The organism is Paenibacillus sp. FSL R7-0179 (genome assembly GCF_038002265.1).
Lineage (GTDB): Bacteria > Bacillota > Bacilli > Paenibacillales > Paenibacillaceae > Paenibacillus_AQ.
This window is the reverse complement of record NZ_JBBOCC010000001.1, coordinates 1,859,908-1,875,652: the sequence shown is the minus strand read 5'-3', so window position 1 is coordinate 1,875,652 and position 15,745 is coordinate 1,859,908. Positions and strand designations below refer to the sequence as shown.

At 52.4% G+C, this 15,745-nt stretch carries 15 protein-coding genes, 12 tRNA genes and 2 rRNA genes; 2 read left to right on the top strand and 27 right to left on the bottom strand.

What is annotated here, in order from left to right; genetic code table 11:
• The 13 genes from MKX63_RS08340 to MKX63_RS08280 form a co-directional block, all read right to left on the bottom strand.
• A complete protein-coding gene (locus tag MKX63_RS08340) occupies window positions 1-414 on the bottom strand; it encodes a phosphoglucomutase (RefSeq protein WP_209879667.1) in 414 nt (137 codons plus the stop codon).
• 2 nt (window positions 415-416) lie between these two features.
• Complete coding sequence (locus MKX63_RS08335; protein ID WP_341016432.1) at window positions 417-1,475, bottom strand: baseplate J/gp47 family protein; 1,059 nt, start codon at window positions 1,473-1,475, stop codon at window positions 417-419.
• The gene (locus MKX63_RS08330) at window positions 1,468-1,896 is read right to left on the bottom strand and encodes a DUF2634 domain-containing protein (RefSeq protein WP_341016430.1); all 429 of its coding nucleotides are present in this window, start codon (window positions 1,894-1,896) and stop codon (window positions 1,468-1,470) included. The genes MKX63_RS08335 and MKX63_RS08330 overlap by 8 nt, the downstream gene beginning before the upstream one ends.
• Window positions 1,893-2,186, bottom strand: coding sequence for a DUF2577 domain-containing protein (locus MKX63_RS08325; RefSeq protein WP_341016428.1), 294 nt, complete (start codon window positions 2,184-2,186; stop codon window positions 1,893-1,895). The genes MKX63_RS08330 and MKX63_RS08325 overlap by 4 nt, the downstream gene beginning before the upstream one ends.
• A gap of 5 nt (window positions 2,187-2,191) precedes the next feature.
• Window positions 2,192-3,154 (bottom strand): XkdQ/YqbQ family protein, encoded by a 963-nt coding sequence (locus MKX63_RS08320; protein ID WP_341016427.1) that lies wholly within the window; start codon window positions 3,152-3,154, stop codon window positions 2,192-2,194.
• Window positions 3,155-3,166: 12 nt separating this feature from the next.
• A complete protein-coding gene (locus tag MKX63_RS08315; protein ID WP_341016426.1) occupies window positions 3,167-3,913 on the bottom strand; it encodes a LysM peptidoglycan-binding domain-containing protein in 747 nt (248 codons plus the stop codon).
• Window position 3,914: 1 nt separating this feature from the next.
• Window positions 3,915-5,747 (bottom strand): hypothetical protein, encoded by a 1,833-nt coding sequence (locus tag MKX63_RS08310; RefSeq protein WP_341016424.1) that lies wholly within the window; start codon window positions 5,745-5,747, stop codon window positions 3,915-3,917.
• Between the two features lie 192 nt (window positions 5,748-5,939).
• Window positions 5,940-6,362: a phage tail assembly chaperone gene (locus MKX63_RS08305; protein WP_341016423.1), complete on the bottom strand. Its 423-nt coding sequence runs from the start codon at window positions 6,360-6,362 to the stop codon at window positions 5,940-5,942.
• A 148-nt stretch (window positions 6,363-6,510) separates the two neighbouring features.
• Window positions 6,511-6,981, bottom strand: coding sequence for a phage tail tube protein (locus MKX63_RS08300; RefSeq protein WP_340937760.1), 471 nt, complete (start codon window positions 6,979-6,981; stop codon window positions 6,511-6,513).
• A gap of 1 nt (window position 6,982) precedes the next feature.
• A complete protein-coding gene (locus MKX63_RS08295) occupies window positions 6,983-8,305 on the bottom strand; it encodes a phage tail sheath family protein (protein WP_341016422.1) in 1,323 nt (440 codons plus the stop codon).
• On the bottom strand, window positions 8,305-8,511 hold the full coding sequence (locus tag MKX63_RS08290) for a hypothetical protein (RefSeq protein WP_341016421.1): 207 nt from the start codon (window positions 8,509-8,511) through the stop codon (window positions 8,305-8,307). Before MKX63_RS08290 ends, MKX63_RS08295 begins: the two co-directional genes overlap by 1 nt.
• The gene (locus MKX63_RS08285; RefSeq protein ID WP_341016420.1) at window positions 8,508-8,930 is read right to left on the bottom strand and encodes a phage tail terminator family protein; all 423 of its coding nucleotides are present in this window, start codon (window positions 8,928-8,930) and stop codon (window positions 8,508-8,510) included. Before MKX63_RS08285 ends, MKX63_RS08290 begins: the two co-directional genes overlap by 4 nt.
• Before the next feature lie 467 nt (window positions 8,931-9,397).
• On the bottom strand, window positions 9,398-9,886 hold the full coding sequence (locus tag MKX63_RS08280) for an ArpU family phage packaging/lysis transcriptional regulator (RefSeq protein WP_445323518.1): 489 nt from the start codon (window positions 9,884-9,886) through the stop codon (window positions 9,398-9,400).
• 301 nt (window positions 9,887-10,187) lie between these two features.
• On the opposite strand from MKX63_RS08280, the gene MKX63_RS08275 reads away from it, so the two are divergent.
• Window positions 10,188-10,628 (top strand): helix-turn-helix domain-containing protein, encoded by a 441-nt coding sequence (locus MKX63_RS08275; RefSeq protein WP_341016418.1) that lies wholly within the window; start codon window positions 10,188-10,190, stop codon window positions 10,626-10,628.
• A 45-nt stretch (window positions 10,629-10,673) separates the two neighbouring features.
• On the top strand, window positions 10,674-11,087 hold the full coding sequence (locus MKX63_RS08270) for an ImmA/IrrE family metallo-endopeptidase (protein WP_341016416.1): 414 nt from the start codon (window positions 10,674-10,676) through the stop codon (window positions 11,085-11,087).
• Between the two features lie 79 nt (window positions 11,088-11,166).
• On the opposite strand, the gene MKX63_RS08265 is transcribed toward MKX63_RS08270, so the two are convergent.
• The 14 genes from MKX63_RS08265 to MKX63_RS08200 all read right to left on the bottom strand — a co-directional run bounded on the left by MKX63_RS08265 (window position 11,167) and on the right by MKX63_RS08200 (window position 15,588).
• Window positions 11,167-11,240, bottom strand: a tRNA-Pro gene (locus MKX63_RS08265).
• Window positions 11,241-11,257: 17 nt separating this feature from the next.
• Window positions 11,258-11,331 (bottom strand) — tRNA-Gly (locus MKX63_RS08260).
• A 17-nt stretch (window positions 11,332-11,348) separates the two neighbouring features.
• Window positions 11,349-11,422: transfer RNA gene (locus MKX63_RS08255), tRNA-Pro, on the bottom strand.
• 144 nt (window positions 11,423-11,566) lie between these two features.
• Window positions 11,567-11,643 (bottom strand) — tRNA-Arg (locus MKX63_RS08250).
• Window positions 11,644-11,652: 9 nt separating this feature from the next.
• A tRNA-Gly gene (locus MKX63_RS08245) sits at window positions 11,653-11,727 on the bottom strand.
• A gap of 7 nt (window positions 11,728-11,734) precedes the next feature.
• A tRNA-Leu gene (locus MKX63_RS08240) sits at window positions 11,735-11,818 on the bottom strand.
• A gap of 15 nt (window positions 11,819-11,833) precedes the next feature.
• Window positions 11,834-11,906: transfer RNA gene (locus tag MKX63_RS08235), tRNA-Lys, on the bottom strand.
• Window positions 11,907-11,911: 5 nt separating this feature from the next.
• Window positions 11,912-11,985, bottom strand: a tRNA-Gln gene (locus MKX63_RS08230).
• A gap of 53 nt (window positions 11,986-12,038) precedes the next feature.
• Window positions 12,039-12,114 (bottom strand) — tRNA-Val (locus MKX63_RS08225).
• A 36-nt stretch (window positions 12,115-12,150) separates the two neighbouring features.
• Window positions 12,151-12,225 (bottom strand) — tRNA-Glu (locus tag MKX63_RS08220).
• A gap of 12 nt (window positions 12,226-12,237) precedes the next feature.
• Window positions 12,238-12,313, bottom strand: a tRNA-Thr gene (locus tag MKX63_RS08215).
• 1 nt (window position 12,314) lies between these two features.
• Window positions 12,315-12,390: transfer RNA gene (locus tag MKX63_RS08210), tRNA-Asn, on the bottom strand.
• 9 nt (window positions 12,391-12,399) lie between these two features.
• A 5S ribosomal RNA gene (gene rrf / locus MKX63_RS08205) occupies window positions 12,400-12,516 on the bottom strand.
• Between the two features lie 146 nt (window positions 12,517-12,662).
• Window positions 12,663-15,588 (bottom strand): 23S ribosomal RNA (locus tag MKX63_RS08200).
• Window positions 15,589-15,745 lie beyond the last annotated feature (157 nt).

Genomic DNA, 15,745 nt, shown 5'->3' with positions numbered 1-15,745 from the left:
TTACACCTCTCTTCTAAAAGATCCGCCGTCAATCAGACCGGCCTGTTTATAACGCTCCAGCTCACGCTGCGTAGCCGTAAGTCCGCCCTGCAACTGGTTCACATCATCCGCTTCGACGGTATCCCCCGGAGTCTCGTAAGTCACATAGACTTCGGGCACATCTGCATAGATGTTGATGAGCCGCCGCCAAGGGGCCTCGTCCGGGAAAGAGACCGAGTAATTCCGCACCTCTGTCCCGCTGAAGCGTGAGCCTGTGTACACGGCCAGCGTCTGATTGTTAATATTGTCGTGGGCCAGCAGTCCGCTGAATGCACCACCTGTAAGCCGAAGCTTCTCCTCTACAACATGACTCCCGCCGTTTGCCTTTTTGTTCAGCTTATCCTGAAAGACATCGATCTGCTCCGGATATCCCATACCTACACCTCCAGTACGACATTGCCGAACAGCGGCACTTCTGTCTCCAGCAGAGGGATATTTGCCGTCCCGCCGTTCAGCTTCAGCCCGCTATAGTCTACTACGCCCTCCGTATTCAGCAGCAATGCGCCAATGACCGATTGACTGATATAGGTAGCGGCAAAAGCCTTCTCCTTACGATACTTCTCCAGGCCCGCCGTAAAAGCATCTATCACCGGCTGCAGCGCATAACCTGCCGCCAGTGTAACCTTAGCTGAGACGTCAACCACCTTACCTGTAGCCGATTCCACCGTCACCACCGCCCCTACCGGAGCCTGGCCCTCGCCAAGACCCGGCGCAGGATCAATGAACTGCTGCACCTGGGAGACCAGCATCGGGGAGGCGGGCTGATGCTCCGCATTCACAATGACCACCTTGACCGTCTTAGGTCCGGCCCACAGCGGGAAGACCCGCGCTCCCCCTACGCCCTGAATCTGCTGCGCCCACTCCATATAATGATATTTATTGCCGCTCGTTGCAGGCCGACGGGCCGAATCGAAGTACCGCTGCCGCAGCGCTTCATCCGTCTCCGCATCCGTGCCGGGAACCAGCAGGCCCGTAATCTCCCCCCGGGCCAGCCCCGGGATATAATCGACCGGCAGCAGCGCGCCTGAATACTGATTCCCCTCAGCCCCGGCCGTCTCGCTATCCAGGCGGTACGTCCCGGGAGCCAGCTTCTCCGCTGCACTATAATGAAGCAGTCCCAGGGAGAAACGGCTGCCCAGCGGAATGTCCAGAGGCTGTTCGCCGCTGGTATAGAACCTCGCGCCCAGCTGCGCTTTGCCTGCCGGATGACGCTTCAGTCCCGTCCAGGCAATGGCTCGTTCCAGATATTCGCCGTCCGCCGTATCCGGGAAGAACAGATTATTGCTGACCTCAAGCTCAAGATACATCTGGGCCATCTCAGCCGCTGCCGGCGCAAGCGCATCATAGATAATACTTCCCTCGCGCTTGTCCAGCCCCTCTGGAACCCGGTCCAGCATACGTTCCAGCAGAGCCTCGTACGTCTGATCCTCATACACTGGCCATCCCCTCCTTTCTAAGCTCCAAATCACCGTATATTGTGACAGCCGTACAGCTGAAGCTAACCGTATCTCCGTCAAAAAGAATCTCCACATCCTCAAGCGCCTGAATCCGCTCATCCTGGAGCAACGCATCGCTGATCAGGCGGCGCAGCTCAGGCCGGGCCAGCAGCCTGTCCTGACCCAGCACCAGCTTCCACTCCGTTCCGTAGTCAGTGCTATAGATCAGGTGCTCATAACGGTTGGTCTGCAGCACCTTGATTGCTGCCTGCTTCACCGCTTCAAGCCCGTCTACCCGCCCGCCGATCCGCCCGCGCTCCCAGTCCATCCGGTACGTCAGGCTCGGGGCATTCCCCGGAGCGGTCACATTTCCCTCCAGAGCTCCCGTCACCGGACCGGATCTGCCTATCGCCGGAATCATAGGTCCACCAGCCGATCGAGGACAATATAGCTCTGCCCGCCTTGCATCCGCACGAGCAGCACGCGGTCTCCCGCTTCAAGTCCACGGCGCAGCAGGATCTCCCGGCCTTCGATCTCGGCCTTGCTCTCCATCACGGATTCAACCACAACCAGTGCGGCTCCCGTCAGCAGCAGCCGCTGCTCCACCTGAATCTGGAGCGGCTGTGCCAGAACCACCGTCCCATAAGAAAAAGCCACCGGATTCGTATTCGATACGGCCCCGAGGCTTGCCTGTTTAATAATATCGAGCATGTTGTCTACACCACCTTAATGTCTAGGGACATCGTATGCTCCCCTCCGGAAATTTTATGGCTGCATTGATCCACCAGGAACAGCTGGGTCTGGAATTCATCCAGCAGCACATAAATGAAGTTCCCCGCCCTCACCCGTATATCGCCAATAGCCTGCACGGAGAGACTGACCTTCTCGCGGTTATGCTGCTTGAGCAGATTGCCTGCCTTTTCCTGAATCTGCGCAGCATTCGCCTTATCGTCCGCCTTCTGGTAGAGATGCAGGATCCCCCAGCGCTTTACATTTTCTTTATCTGTGACCGGATAGAACTCGCGTTTGCCGGTCTTTTCGTTGTCCTGATAGAGCAGAATCGTATTGTACGTATTATCGTCGATGCTTTTTTTCAGCGAATAATCATACAGGTAATGGCCTGCCCCCAGAATCACCTTCAGCAGCATGGACTGCGGACTGCGCAGCGTCAGCTTGCCGAAATCATCATAGAACGCCATCAGCCGGCCCTTATACTGCAGCTCACTGCCGACCGCACCCATAATAATATCGAGCAGCTTCTTGCCGTCTTCGATCAGCGAGGGAATCTTGTACTCCGCCGGTTCCAGTAATCCAAGCCGCAAGCCGCGGTCCTTGGCAATGGTGCTGATGACCTCAGCCACAGTAACATCCTGAAGCACATAACTGCCATTGCCCAGCAGATAGCGGATCTGATCGTACGCCGTCAGCTTGATCTCCTGATTCGCACCCGTGTCGATGCTGAAAACGAAGCCGTAGAATACATCGACCCCGTCTCTGCGGAACTGCACTATATCCCCGTTGCTGATCGCGAATTTCTTATGCTGATATATCCCGCTGTCCACCAGCGTAAGCTCAAGCGTCGCAGGCTTGCCGGTCCGGGTTGTTTTCCACGTGATATCTGTAACGATTCCGGCAATATTCCAGATGGCGCCTTCCTTATTAATAATGATTAATTCCATCGCCACGGCCTCCTAAGACAGCTTGATCACTCGGCCAATTTTGAGCTTCTTCAATTCGCTGTCCGAGATATTGTTAAGCTTTTGCAGCGTTTTGTATTTACTGCCGTCACCGAGCAGCTTTTGGGCCACCGACCAGAGCGTATCCCCGGCTTTGAGCGTGTAGGTAGCAGGTGCTGTCTTCTCGCTTGCCCGTTTTTGCCGCTTCTTCATTTCACCGGTGCTGCCCATCTTCACAGCCAGAGCCTGATAGAACACATACTTTTTGAGCCCAAGTGTATAATCGATATCCCCCGAGGACCCCGCACTCAGCTTCCAGGAGAAGTTCTCAATACTGACCGCCATATTAATGCCAATATCCCCGGTAAAAGTCTGCTGCGCCTGGGACCTGGCCTGCTTCAGCCAATCTGGAGTCTGCGTATTCTGCACGTTCGCCGATTTCAGTCCTGAGAAAACAAACCGGACCGGCCTGCGGCTGAGCATCCATTTGCGGATCAGCTCTACATACTCATAGGGCTTCAGCAGCTTGCCGGCATTCTCGCCGGAATACACCACGAACGGATAATACTGTGCCGGGAACATACTCTCAATCGTAATCTCCGTCAGCTTCGGATAAGCAATCGCATTAATTTCACCAAAATCCACAATCGTATAGCTTTTGCCATCGCTGTTCTCCTTGATCTCCAGCGTCTCAGGATTCACCGGAAGCCGGATCACCTCTTCATAATTATTGAAGCTAAGATAGAATCCATACTCCTCCATGTTACGTGTACACCCCCTGCGCCGTAGAGACGAACTCCTCTTTCAGCTTTTGCCCGATCTTCGTGATGATGGAGTCGATATCGCCGGAATTATTAATATTTCCTGTTGTTACCTGAACCGTTGGCGTCAACTCGACAAAATTCTGAATCGACTGAATCTCCGCCAGCTCCCGCAGCATATCCAGATCATCGCTGGAGATATCGACCTTTTCATTGATCTTGCCTACCTCGCCTACCTTGTTGACGTTGTTCATGTTTGTGGCAGCGGCCTGGGCAGGATTTGAAGAAGGAGCATCCTTGGGCTTGACCGGCTCCAGCTTGGTATCAAATTTATTAAGGAGATTTTTTGTTTTCCCAGCATATTCCACCACACTCTTGGAGGTATCTACGAATTCCTTCTTCGGAGTATTGTATACATCCTTAGTCGATTTAGGTTCTACCAGCGTCCCTTGAACATTCTTGATCATATCACTGAAGACATGCGGGTTCTCCGGATCCAGGAAGTTAGGCTTGAAATCGGCCAAGAATTCAAAGCCCGGAACTTTGCTTAACCACCCTGCCAGCATTTGAACTCCTCTAAGCACGAAGTTTATACCCTCGGCTATGGCTTTGACGAACCCGCCTGCAAAGCTTTCAACGCCTAATGCCATTTGATACATGAAGCCAAGGAAGTTCGTAGCCAGGTCATAAAACAGCTTTTGCACCGCATACGTCGGATCAACAAACAAGTTACGGAAGAAGTCTGCAAAGGAAACAAAGTTATTGTACAGACCGATCACAAAATTCTCTATCGTTGCCCTCAGCCAGCCAAACGCTCCCCCGATAAAAGCCACTACCGCGTCTACGGATACCCCCGCTTGCTGCAAAATATAAATAAGCAGGGCTACAGCAGCAACAATTAAAAGGATCGGCCACATGCCTACAAGCCACGCAGCAGCAAGACTATACAACTGCACAATCATCGCAGCTATGAAGACAATGGCAATGGCTGCAAGGATCGGCCCTACAACATCCCAGTTCTCCTGAAAGGCTGTGAACATATACATGATACCGTCCACCACTTCGCTAATCACCGTAGCAATGACCAAAAAGCCGTTCGCGATCAGATTTAGCGCCGTAGTCATTCCTTCAGACTGAAACGCATTGTTCAAGGTATCCAGAATCGGACGCAGCGCAACGATCGCTTTTTGCCCCATCATTTCAACTGCGTTATCCATGTTGCCCTGCAGCTTGCCCCATTTCGCCTTATCTTCGTCAGAAGCATTGGCTACTACTGCCTTGGTGCCCAGTTCTTTGACCTTATCAAATACGCTCCCAAGGTCCAGTGCTCCTAAGGAGTCCTTTGCTTTAGAGAGAAATCCGGGCTCCGCTGCCTTTTTCTCCTTCTCAGCCTTTTCTTTTTCCTTGTCTTCCGCCTTTTCCTTCTTCTTGTCCAAAATATACCCTACTGCTTTTTCACCCACGTAGGTGATTAACTCAAATCCGCTGACATCCAGAGCCTTCATTATTTTTTGGACTTTACCCATGAACCCGTTTTTGGCATCACGGACCTCGCCGTCATCTGGACCGTTATCATCCGCCCCTCCAGCAGAGTGGCGGAATCGTGACGAATCACCTTCCTCCGACAATCGTCTGGCCGTATCCTGAGACTGCATGAACCCTTCCATGAAAGACTTGTTCTTCTCTTCATACACCCGCTCCAGGATCTGCTGCAGACCACTAAGCGAGTGGCTGGCCCGGTTAAAATTCTGGTTCAGCCTGTCCCACTGTGAGTTTACATTTTGCCAGACGGTTAGTGCAGTTACGGGAACCAGCGCTGTACTTGTAATTTCCATTCTTTCACCCCCTTCATCGCTTCTTCCCCTTGCTCCGCGCGCGCTCCCGCTTCTCCTTGTCCACGCGTACGGAGATCATGGCATAGATCGCCGCGCGTTCGCGGACGGAGAGCTTCATCAGCTCATGCGGGAGAATATGCAGCTCATGGAGGGCGTAGTAGGCCAGATTAGCCTCACCATCGCCCTCGTTAATTAGTTTTTTACTTCATCCACCAGCTCGTTCATATCAGTGGCGAAGCCGTTCAGGGCCTGTACCCGTTCCCCAAGCGCAGCGAATTCTCCGGGCAGCAGCATTTTGCGCAGCAGCGATTCGGCACCCATCACCCCGTAGGAGCGTTGAAGCTCAGTGTTCTTCAGATCCGGGTGCACAATGCTTGCCGTCATCAGCTTCGCCATATATTCATTGGGATCGATGTCCGTAGTGTAGGTGCCGTTCTTTCCTTTGACCTTGCGGGTAGCTGCCTTACGGCATTCCTGGTTCTCTTCCTCATTCATACTGCGCAGCTTCCAGACGGCAGGGTTACCATCCTTGTCCTTGAACCGCAGCGAGACCGCGAATTCCTCTGTTGTATCACAAGCCGCATTTTGCGCAAAAAACAAACTTAATTCACTCATGTCGTACCTCCCGGATTATTATTATATTAGGGCAGCGAAGAGGCCCGCCGCAGCATACCGCCGCTCAGCGGCAATGGCTTCATGCGGGAGCCCCGGAGCCTATTCAGTCATCTATTCTTTTACAGCATGCGGATAGCCCGCTTATGCTTTATTGGCCGGAATTCGCCGGTGCCGCGAAGGGCTGCACCAGTTCCACATCCTCGAAGGTAAAAGCAACCTCTTCCTCCAGCGCATCTGACTCCGTATCCAGCGAAGCCATAATGACGCTGTCGAGATTGACATCCTTCAGCATGATGCGCTGGGCGCCCACAGTTGAGGAAGGATCTTCATTGGTCACGATAATGCTGAAGTATTGGTCAATCCCTGTCTTCATGTACTCCAGCATCATCTGGCGGAAACGGCTCGTCATATAGAAAATTGTCATCGTACCGCTGCCCGACCAGCCGGTCGCCTTATGCTGCACCCCGCGGCGTCCCAGCGTCTTCACTTCCGCCTTCTGCTTCTCAACAGTGGCTTCCAGGGTTTTGACATAGAACATCTCTTCCGTCTGTCCGTTAATCGTGGCATACGCCCGGCCCTCCTGGCCGGACAGCGTATCGCTGGCTCTCAAGAATGTCATCTTAGACCACCTTCACTTTCATATATACTTTTTCTACGGAATCTACCGGCTTCACGGCTACCTCCAGCACTACACTGTCGCTGTCCGCCCCAGGAGTCACTACAATGTCGCTTTGCGCATTGAAGTTCTCAATCGCCCCGAGGTTCTGCAGATCATTCATATAAGTGACGCACTGCGACCAGAAGAGCGCGCGCCCGTCCTCATTATTCGGCAATTTGCCAATGAAGTAGCTCTCAAAAATCCGCTTCAAATCTCCAGCGATCCCATCCAGCACACGCAGCACGCGGTTCTTGGAGAAGGCCTTGCCTTTGTCTGTGGAGAAGGAAGTGAACGTGTTAATGTCCTGCTCCACTACTGCACGGCCTCCGCTATAGGTGAACAGCAGCTCTCCGTCTGTAAGTGCTTCTACAGTCTCGGAATGGCTGAAACGCACATCCGCGTCTACAGCATCGTCATAGGCCTGATAAGTCAGGGATTCGTTCACAGCAGCAGCGGCTGTTGCACCCGCAACCCAAGCTACGGCATGCGCTTTATCCACTACCGTTCCATCACTCAGAATAACGCCGTTCGCCACGCTGATGATGCCTTCATGATCAGCCGTAGCGTAATCGGACAAGACCGCCTGCACCTTCTTGCCTTCCGTGTTACGCAGACGCTTCACATAGGCGCTATACAGCGACTTCAGCGTGTTATCCTGCGATACCAGACCTACCGTCTGGAAATCCTGAACCTCCAGTGCCGACAAGAACGCACTATGCTCCGCATTCGTGACCGTACCATTTGCCCCTCCTGCCAGCGGCAGTCCAGCACTCACTGTCAGCGCACCGGAATCATTCGGCTTAAATTCCACATAAGCGTTCGCAGCCAGACCGGCAGCAGCACTTACCGTTTGCTTGTCCACCTCACTACCATCAAGCAACGTCCGGACATCGAACTTAGTAGCGTCATCGATATTTTTCTCAATCACTACCTTAAGCGCATTCCCGCGTTCCCCGCCATATAGCGCAGTCGCCTGAACTCCGTTATTGGTCACCGCAGCCTTCACACCCTGATTTAGACGGTAGAGCAGCAGTGTGCCCGCCCGCTTCAGCACCTCTCTCACCGGCAACAGCTCCGCAGCCGTCAGACCGTAGCCCAGCTTTTGCTGGAAATCATCCTGAGCCGTAAGCTTCAGAATGACACCCGCAGGCCCCCAAGGCAGCGCAAGCGCCAAAGCAGCCGTACCGCGTTCCCCCATTTTACCTGCCACAATGCCGTTCGAGGCCACATTTACGTATACCCCCGGACGCACCTTGTTTTGTGTTGTCCATGTTCCTCCAGCCATTAGATAACCTCCTTATTTAGATACAGCTCCATTAGATGCTTAGCCTCTTCCAAGGTATAGCTTCCGTCCTCTTGCAGAACTACCTCAAGTACATCCTTTTCCCGCGGTGCAAACAGAGCCGACTTCATCAGCTGCTTCTTTCCAAAAGCATCCGCTCCCCCGCTCCTGCGTCCCTGCTCACTTACTGTCATTTCCTTAGAACTCATTTCAGCCGCGCCCCTTCTGTGAAGTGTCCCATCAGCTCTGCTTCTTCCTCCGGCAGCTTCTGCTTCTGCAGATAGAGCATATAGTCCACGGTGAACAGCGCCCCCCGTCCCTCTGCTCCGGCCACCCAGGACTGGCGCACCACCCGATAAGCGGGATTCACACTTTCTCTTGCGTCCAGTGCCTCACAGAGCCCGTCAGCCATAGCCTCTGCGTCCAGCAAACTTCCTTGCTCATAGCGGATACCGAAGCGGTAGACTGCCATGTATCTGCCTTCTCGCTGCCTGTCGTAGGTTGCCGAGAGCAGCTCCAGCCTGAAGTAGGCTGACTGCGGCTTATCCCCTTCCACATAGACAGGAATATCCGGGAAAAACTGCACCAGCGCAGCAGTAATATTTCCCCGTAGTTGCTCTACTGTCATGATTTCATTCCTCTCATGAATAGATGTGGTAATCCCTCCTGCCTTTCTTGAAGTCACCCGCGGATTCGATTCAGGAAGAATGGGACCCGTCTTGTACCCGGCAATGACCGAAGGAGCTTTCACCGCGCTGGTCTGTCAGCCTGTCTTAGGCTTCGAGGATGTGGAGCATTCATGCTCCTGCGGTGTCCTTCTGCTTCATTTGCCATGTTATAATCATAGCCCCCCTGAGACCTTACGCAGGCGCTATTACAGATGAGTTAACGATAACTTCCGGTGGTAAAAGGGATGGTAAATGGTGCTCCCCACCTTAGCCCCGTCTCTCCTGCACGGCCTGCTTCAATGGAAGGATTCAATATGCGGGGGTCCGCCAGAACATATAAGCTCATGCAAAAAAGCCGCATTACCCCGGTGGGCAATACGGCAATGTTGATTACATATGGAAGCTGCATTTTGTGTACAAAGGATTTCTATCCCTTAGGCAGGTTCCCTACGGCCGGAGTCTTCGTGAGCGTAGCCAGAGACAGCAGCTGCAGATCAGCGAGCGCCAGCGCCATTTTATAGAACGCCTTCGACCTGATTTTCACATAAGTATCCTTGCTCACCGGAGGATCGAACACATGATTGTAGATCGTGTAGTCATAGCTCTCCTCTCTGCGCATGTATCTCTCCCGTACCAGCTGCTGTTCCCTCTGGGTAAGCCGCTCTACAACTGAATCGATTAGCGCACAGTATGCCCGTCTTGCAGCAGGCACATCTACATTATGCGTGGCAATTGCTGCTGTCTGATCGGTAACCGTATGGGTCGCGCCATGGAAGCGTTCTGTGTAGGAATAAGTAATCCCAGCCTCCTTAGCCTCGAACGTTACAGATTTGAAAATCCGGTACTTCTCCAGCATATTCTCTATAGTGACCTGAGTCCGGCGGCGGTCAAGCTCAGGCAGCGAAGATAGAATCATCATCATTTATACCACTCCTTAGATGTTATACAGATTTAAGAACTTTGTTGCGGACCTTTCCAGCCAAATGTGTTAAAATTCTACTTGTTCGTATAGTGTTCGCTTTTTTTGATAATATACCACTTAACTCCCAATTCAGTAAAACCTCATTTTAGCCCGTTTTGGAGCATAAACAAGCTATATGCATGCCTAATCTTACCTTTTGGCAATAATAGACTCTTTATTGTTTACCTATTGGCATAAATAGCTTATAGTAAGTACAACAGCTTTTTAGGTAATTAGGGATAAGGAGTGGTTATCGATGGCAGAGGAATTCGGATACTATCTGAGACAGCTTCGGGAAGGAAAGGGACTGACCATTAATCAGCTGGCAGCGCTTGCCGGTATCAGTGGAGCCCAAATCTCACGGATTGAGAATGGATTACGGGGTGTCCCCAAGCCGGCTACCCTGCGCAAGATTGCTGAAGCAACCGATGTGTCTTATGAGGAGCTGATGGCCCATGCCGGTTATTTAACCGAGACTGAGAGCACTACAGAGGGGGCTGTGCCTGCCTGGGCGACCAGCAAGGATAAGCGGGACTTCCGCCAAATGCTGGAGGATGACGGTGAGCTGATGTTTGACGGGATTCCCCTGAACAAGGAAGACAAACAGCGGATCAAGGACGTATTAACCGGCTTGTTCTGGGAGGCGAAGCAGATGAATAAGCGGACCAAGCCCAAGCCCCATCCAGGCAAAGAGTAAATACCAGGCAATCCAACTACTATTAACATGCTGCGGGTGAAGAATATGGATGAGCTAATCAAGCGTTTGGTCAAAAAATACAATACCAGCAGCCCCTTCGAACTGGCTGAAGCACTCGGGATTCACATCCGGTTCATGCATCTGGGTGACGGCACCAAGGGCCTCTATTACCGTAAGTTAAGAAGAAGGTTCATCGTCATTCATAATCAGCTACCGCTGGAGTGGCAACGGTTCGTATGCGCCCATGAACTCGCACATGACCGTCTGCACAAAGGGATCAACCGTTTCTTTCTGGAGGAGAATTCTTACTTCTCGCCAGGCAAGCTGGAGCGGCAGGCTAACTTATTTGCGGTTAAGCTGCTATCGGTCGGTACTGCCATTGAGCAGGATGAATCCCTACAGAGCTATTATGCAAGGATCGGCATCCCGGCTGAGGTTGTCTTTTTTTTAGACGATTAAAGGAACATACGTTCCTTTAATGACATAACAAAAAACTCTTACCGCAGTAAGAGTTCATTGCCAGCCATAAGCTGTTCGATCGGGATGACACGATTTGAACATGCGACCCCCTGGTCCCAAACCAGGTGCTCTACCAAGCTGAGCTACATCCCGAAACTATTAGATTATTATGGAGCGGGTGATGGGAATCGAACCCACGCTATCAGCTTGGAAGGCTGAAGTTCTACCATTGAACTACACCCGCACAGGTGAAATGAAATATCGGGATGACACGATTTGAACATGCGACCCCCTGGTCCCAAACCAGGTGCTCTACCAAGCTGAGCTACATCCCGTTAATAATTAATGAAGTAGTAATGGCGCGCCCTGAGAGATACGGATGCTACGCATCCGATTGCGAAGTAATCCTATCGAAGCATATGCTCCAACGAACTCGTTCGAATCTGACGGACACTTAGATAATTCAAGGAAGCAATATATGGCGCGCCCTGAGAGATTCGAACTCCCGACCTTTTGATTCGTAGTCAAACGCTCTATCCAGCTGAGCTAAGGGCGCAAAAAAATTTGGAGCGGACGACGGGAATCGAACCCGCGACCCTCGCCTTGGCAAGGCGATGCTCTACCGCTGAGCCACGTCCGCAAATAAGTGGTGCGCGTGAAGGGACTTGAACCCCCACGTCTTACGACGCCAGATCCTAAGTCTGGTGCGTCTGCCATTCCGCCACACGCGCATAAATCAATAAAAGTGAGCCATGAAGGACTCGAACCTTCGACACCCTGATTAAAAGTCAGGTGCTCTACCAACTGAGCTAATGGCTCATATTTGGCAGGGGATATAGGATTCGAACCTATGATGACGGAGTCAGAGTCCGTTGCCTTACCACTTGGCGAATCCCCTACAATAGATACCTATATAATGCCCACAATCTCCCTCAAATATCAAGAACATTATGGTGGAGGCTGAGGGGTTCGAACCCCCGACCCTCTGCTTGTAAGGCAGATGCTCTCCCAGCTGAGCTAAGCCTCCATATGTATGGTGACTAATAAGGGTACTGATAAAAAATGGTGACCCGTATGGGATTCGAACCCATGTTACCTCCGTGAAAGGGAGGTGTCTTAACCCCTTGACCAACGGGCCTTAGTAAATTTGTGGAGCTCTCAACCGGATTCGAACCGGTGACCTCTTCCTTACCATGGAAGCACTCTACCTGCTGAGCTATGAGAGCATGGCTCCCCGAACAGGACTCGAACCTGTGACAACTCGATTAACAGTCGAGTGCTCTACCAACTGAGCTATCAGGGAATATTGTCCGCTTGGCAACGTCCTACTCTCCCAGGACCCTTCGGTCCAAGTACCATCGGCGCTGGAGGGCTTAACGGTCGTGTTCGGGATGGGTACGTGTGGAACCCCTCCGCTATCGCCACCAAACGGGCATTTACAACGTAAATGCTTCAGGAATTTGATTCCTGAAAACTGAATCCGAAACGAATCTGCGCTCGCCCTTCTTACGGGGCCCCCGGAAAGTACTCGGAATCCGCTTCGTCAGCGTCATCTTCACTTTTTGGGGTAGTTTTTTGGATAAGCCCTCGACCGATTAGTATTGGTCAGCTCCATGCATTGCTGCACTTCCACCTCCAACCTATCTACCTCGTCGTCTTCAAGGGGTCTTACATACTGGGAAATCTCATCTTGAGGGGGGCTTCACGCTTAGATGCTTTCAGCGCTTATCCCGTCCGTACGTAGCTACTCAGCCATGCTCCTGGCGGAACAACTGATGCACCAGCGGTACGTCCATCCCGGTCCTCTCGTACTAAGGACAGCTCCTCTCAAATTTCCTGCGCCCACGACAGATAGGGACCGAACTGTCTCACGACGTTCTGAACCCAGCTCGCGTACCGCTTTAATGGGCGAACAGCCCAACCCTTGGGACCTACTTCAGCCCCAGGATGCGATGAGCCGACATCGAGGTGCCAAACCTCCCCGTCGATGTGGACTCTTGGGGGAGATAAGCCTGTTATCCCCAGGGTAGCTTTTATCCGTTGAGCGATGGCCCTTCCATGCGGTACCACCGGATCACTAAGTCCGACTTTCGTCCCTGCTCGACTTGTAGGTCTCGCAGTCAAGCTCCCTTATGCCTTTGCACTCTGCGAATGATTTCCAACCATTCTGAGGGAACCTTTGAACGCCTCCGTTACTCTTTAGGAGGCGACCGCCCCAGTCAAACTGCCCGCCTGACACGGTCCCCGTACCCGCTTAGGGTACCAGGTTAGAACCTAGATACGATCAGGGTGGTATCCCAACGGCGCCTCCACAGAAGCTTGCGCTCCTGCTTCAACGGCTCCCACCTATCCTGTACAGATCGTACCCAAATTCAATATCAAGCTGCAGTAAAGCTCCATGGGGTCTTTCCGTCTTGTCGCGGGTAACCTGCATCTTCACAGGTATTAAAATTTCACCGGATCTCTCGTTGAGACAGCGCCCAAGTCGTTACGCCATTCGTGCGGGTCAGAATTTACCTGACAAGGAATTTCGCTACCTTAGGACCGTTATAGTTACGGCCGCCGTTTACTGGGGCTTCGGTTCACAGCTTCGGATTGCTCCTAACCGCTCCCCTTAACCTTCCAGCACCGGGCAGGCGTCAGCCCGTATACTTCGCCTTACGGCTTCGCACAGACCTGTGTTTTTGCTAAACAGTCGCTTGGGCCTTTTCACTGCGGCCCCCTCGGGCTATTCACCCTACCGAGGCACCCCTTCTCCCGAAGTTACGGGGTCATTTTGCCGAGTTCCTTAACGAGAGTTCTTCCGCGCGCCTTAGAATTCTCTTCTCGCCTACCTGTGTCGGTTTGCGGTACGGGCACCTTCTCCTGACTAGAGGCTTTTCTTGGCAGTGTGAGATCATGACCTTCGCTACTGTAATTTTCGCTCCCCATCACAGCCCAGCCTTACGGTGTGCGGATTTGCCTACACACCAGCCTCACTGCTTAGACGGACATCCATCAGTCCGCGTCACTACCCTCCTGCGTCACCCCATCGCTCATAGCGGATTACGGTGGTACAGTAATTTCAAACTGTTGTCCTTCGACTACGCCTGTCGGCCTCGCCTTAGGTCCCGACTTACCCTGAGCGGACGAGCCTTCCTCAGGAAACCTTGGGCTTTCGGCGGATCAGATTCTCACTGATCTTTTCGTTACTCATACCGGCATTCTCACTTGTGTAGTGTCCAGCGCTCCTTACGGTACACCTTCAACCCCTACACAACGCTCCCCTACCCCAGATACAAAGCATCTAGCCATAGCTTCGGTGGTGTGTTTAGCCCCGTTACATTTTCGGCGCAGAGTCACTCGACCAGTGAGCTATTACGCACTCTTTCAATGGTGGCTGCTTCTAAGCCAACATCCTGGTTGTCTGTGCAACTCCACATCCTTTCCCACTTAACACACACTTGGGGACCTTAGCTGATGGTCTGGGCTGTTTCCCTTTTGACAATGGATCTTAGCACTCACTGTCTGACTCCCGGCAAGAAGTAAATGGCATTCGGAGTTTGACTGAGCTTGGTAACCCTTGCGGGCCCCGCACCCAATCAGTGCTCTACCTCCACCACTCCATTCACCGAGGCTAGCCCTAAAGCTATTTCGGGGAGAACCAGCTATCTCCGAGTTCGATTGGAATTTCTCCGCTACCCCCACCTCATCCCCGCATTTTTCAACATGCGTGGGTTCGGGCCTCCAGTGCGTGTTACCGCACCTTCACCCTGGACAGGGGTAGATCACACGGTTTCGGGTCTACGTCCACATACTCAGTCGCCCTATTCAGACTCGCTTTCGCTGCGGCTCCGGCTTCTCACCTTAACCTTGCATGTTAAACGTAACTCGCCGGTTCATTCTACAAAAGGCACGCCATCATCCATAAAGAGGACTCTGACTTTTTGTAAGCACACGGTTTCAGGTTCTATTTCACTCCCCTTCCGGGGTGCTTTTCACCTTTCCCTCACGGTACTGTTTCACTATCGGTCGCCAGGTAGTATTTAGCCTTAGCAGATGGTCCTGCTGGATTCATACGGGGTTTCACGTGCCCCGCACTACTCGGGATCCGTCTCGGAGAGAATACCATTTCGGCTACAGGGCTTTTACCTCTATCGCGGGCCTTTCCAGACCTCTTCGCCTACCGTATTCCTTTGTAACTCCATGTGAGACGTCCCACAACCCCAAGGGGCAAGCCCCTTGGTTTAGGCTGTTCCGCGTTCGCTCGCCGCTACTGACGGAATCACTATTGTTTTCTCTTCCTCAGGGTACTTAGATGTTTCAGTTCCCCTGGTCTGCCTCTGCGTATCCTATGTATTCAGATACGAGTAACTGCGAATTACCACAGCTGGGTTTCCCCATTCGGACACCCCCGGATCAAAGCTTGCTTACAGCTCCCCGAGGCAGTTTCGTTGTTCGCCACGTCCTTCGTCGGCTCCTGGCGCCTAGGCATCCTCCGTGTGCTCTTAGTAGCTTAACCAATGTGTTTTCCGTTAGGAAAATCACGGTAGCAACTAATAACTATTTCAACTTGCTTCCACAAGTTTCAGCTAAAAGATGTTCTAAAACGCAAATTCGTTTCGGTATCCAGTTTTCAAGGATCAAGATGCTGTTATTATGAAACATTCACGACTGTG

Bases quoted from the DNA above. Each gene is read 5' to 3' on its own strand.
- MKX63_RS08275 (WP_341016418.1), top strand. From the start codon at position 10,188: ATGGCAGAGGAATTCGGATACTATCTGAGACAGCTTCGGGAAGGAAAG.
- MKX63_RS08270 (WP_341016416.1), top strand. From the start codon at position 10,674: ATGGATGAGCTAATCAAGCGTTTGGTCAAAAAATACAATACCAGCAGC.
- MKX63_RS08320 (WP_341016427.1), bottom strand. From the start codon at position 3,154: ATGGAATTAATCATTATTAATAAGGAAGGCGCCATCTGGAATATTGCC.
- MKX63_RS08285 (WP_341016420.1), bottom strand. From the start codon at position 8,930: ATGACAGTAGAGCAACTACGGGGAAATATTACTGCTGCGCTGGTGCAG.
- MKX63_RS08300 (WP_340937760.1), bottom strand. From the start codon at position 6,981: ATGACATTCTTGAGAGCCAGCGATACGCTGTCCGGCCAGGAGGGCCGG.
- MKX63_RS08310 (WP_341016424.1), bottom strand. From the start codon at position 5,747: ATGGAAATTACAAGTACAGCGCTGGTTCCCGTAACTGCACTAACCGTC.
- MKX63_RS08295 (WP_341016422.1), bottom strand. From the start codon at position 8,305: ATGGCTGGAGGAACATGGACAACACAAAACAAGGTGCGTCCGGGGGTA.
- MKX63_RS08315 (WP_341016426.1), bottom strand. From the start codon at position 3,913: ATGGAGGAGTATGGATTCTATCTTAGCTTCAATAATTATGAAGAGGTG.
- MKX63_RS08330 (WP_341016430.1), bottom strand. From the start codon at position 1,896: ATGATTCCGGCGATAGGCAGATCCGGTCCGGTGACGGGAGCTCTGGAG.
- MKX63_RS08305 (WP_341016423.1), bottom strand. From the start codon at position 6,362: ATGAGTGAATTAAGTTTGTTTTTTGCGCAAAATGCGGCTTGTGATACA.
- MKX63_RS08325 (WP_341016428.1), bottom strand. From the start codon at position 2,186: ATGCTCGATATTATTAAACAGGCAAGCCTCGGGGCCGTATCGAATACG.
- MKX63_RS08290 (WP_341016421.1), bottom strand. From the start codon at position 8,511: ATGAGTTCTAAGGAAATGACAGTAAGTGAGCAGGGACGCAGGAGCGGG.
- MKX63_RS08340 (WP_209879667.1), bottom strand. From the start codon at position 414: ATGGGATATCCGGAGCAGATCGATGTCTTTCAGGATAAGCTGAACAAA.
- MKX63_RS08280 (WP_445323518.1), bottom strand. From the start codon at position 9,886: ATGATTCTATCTTCGCTGCCTGAGCTTGACCGCCGCCGGACTCAGGTC.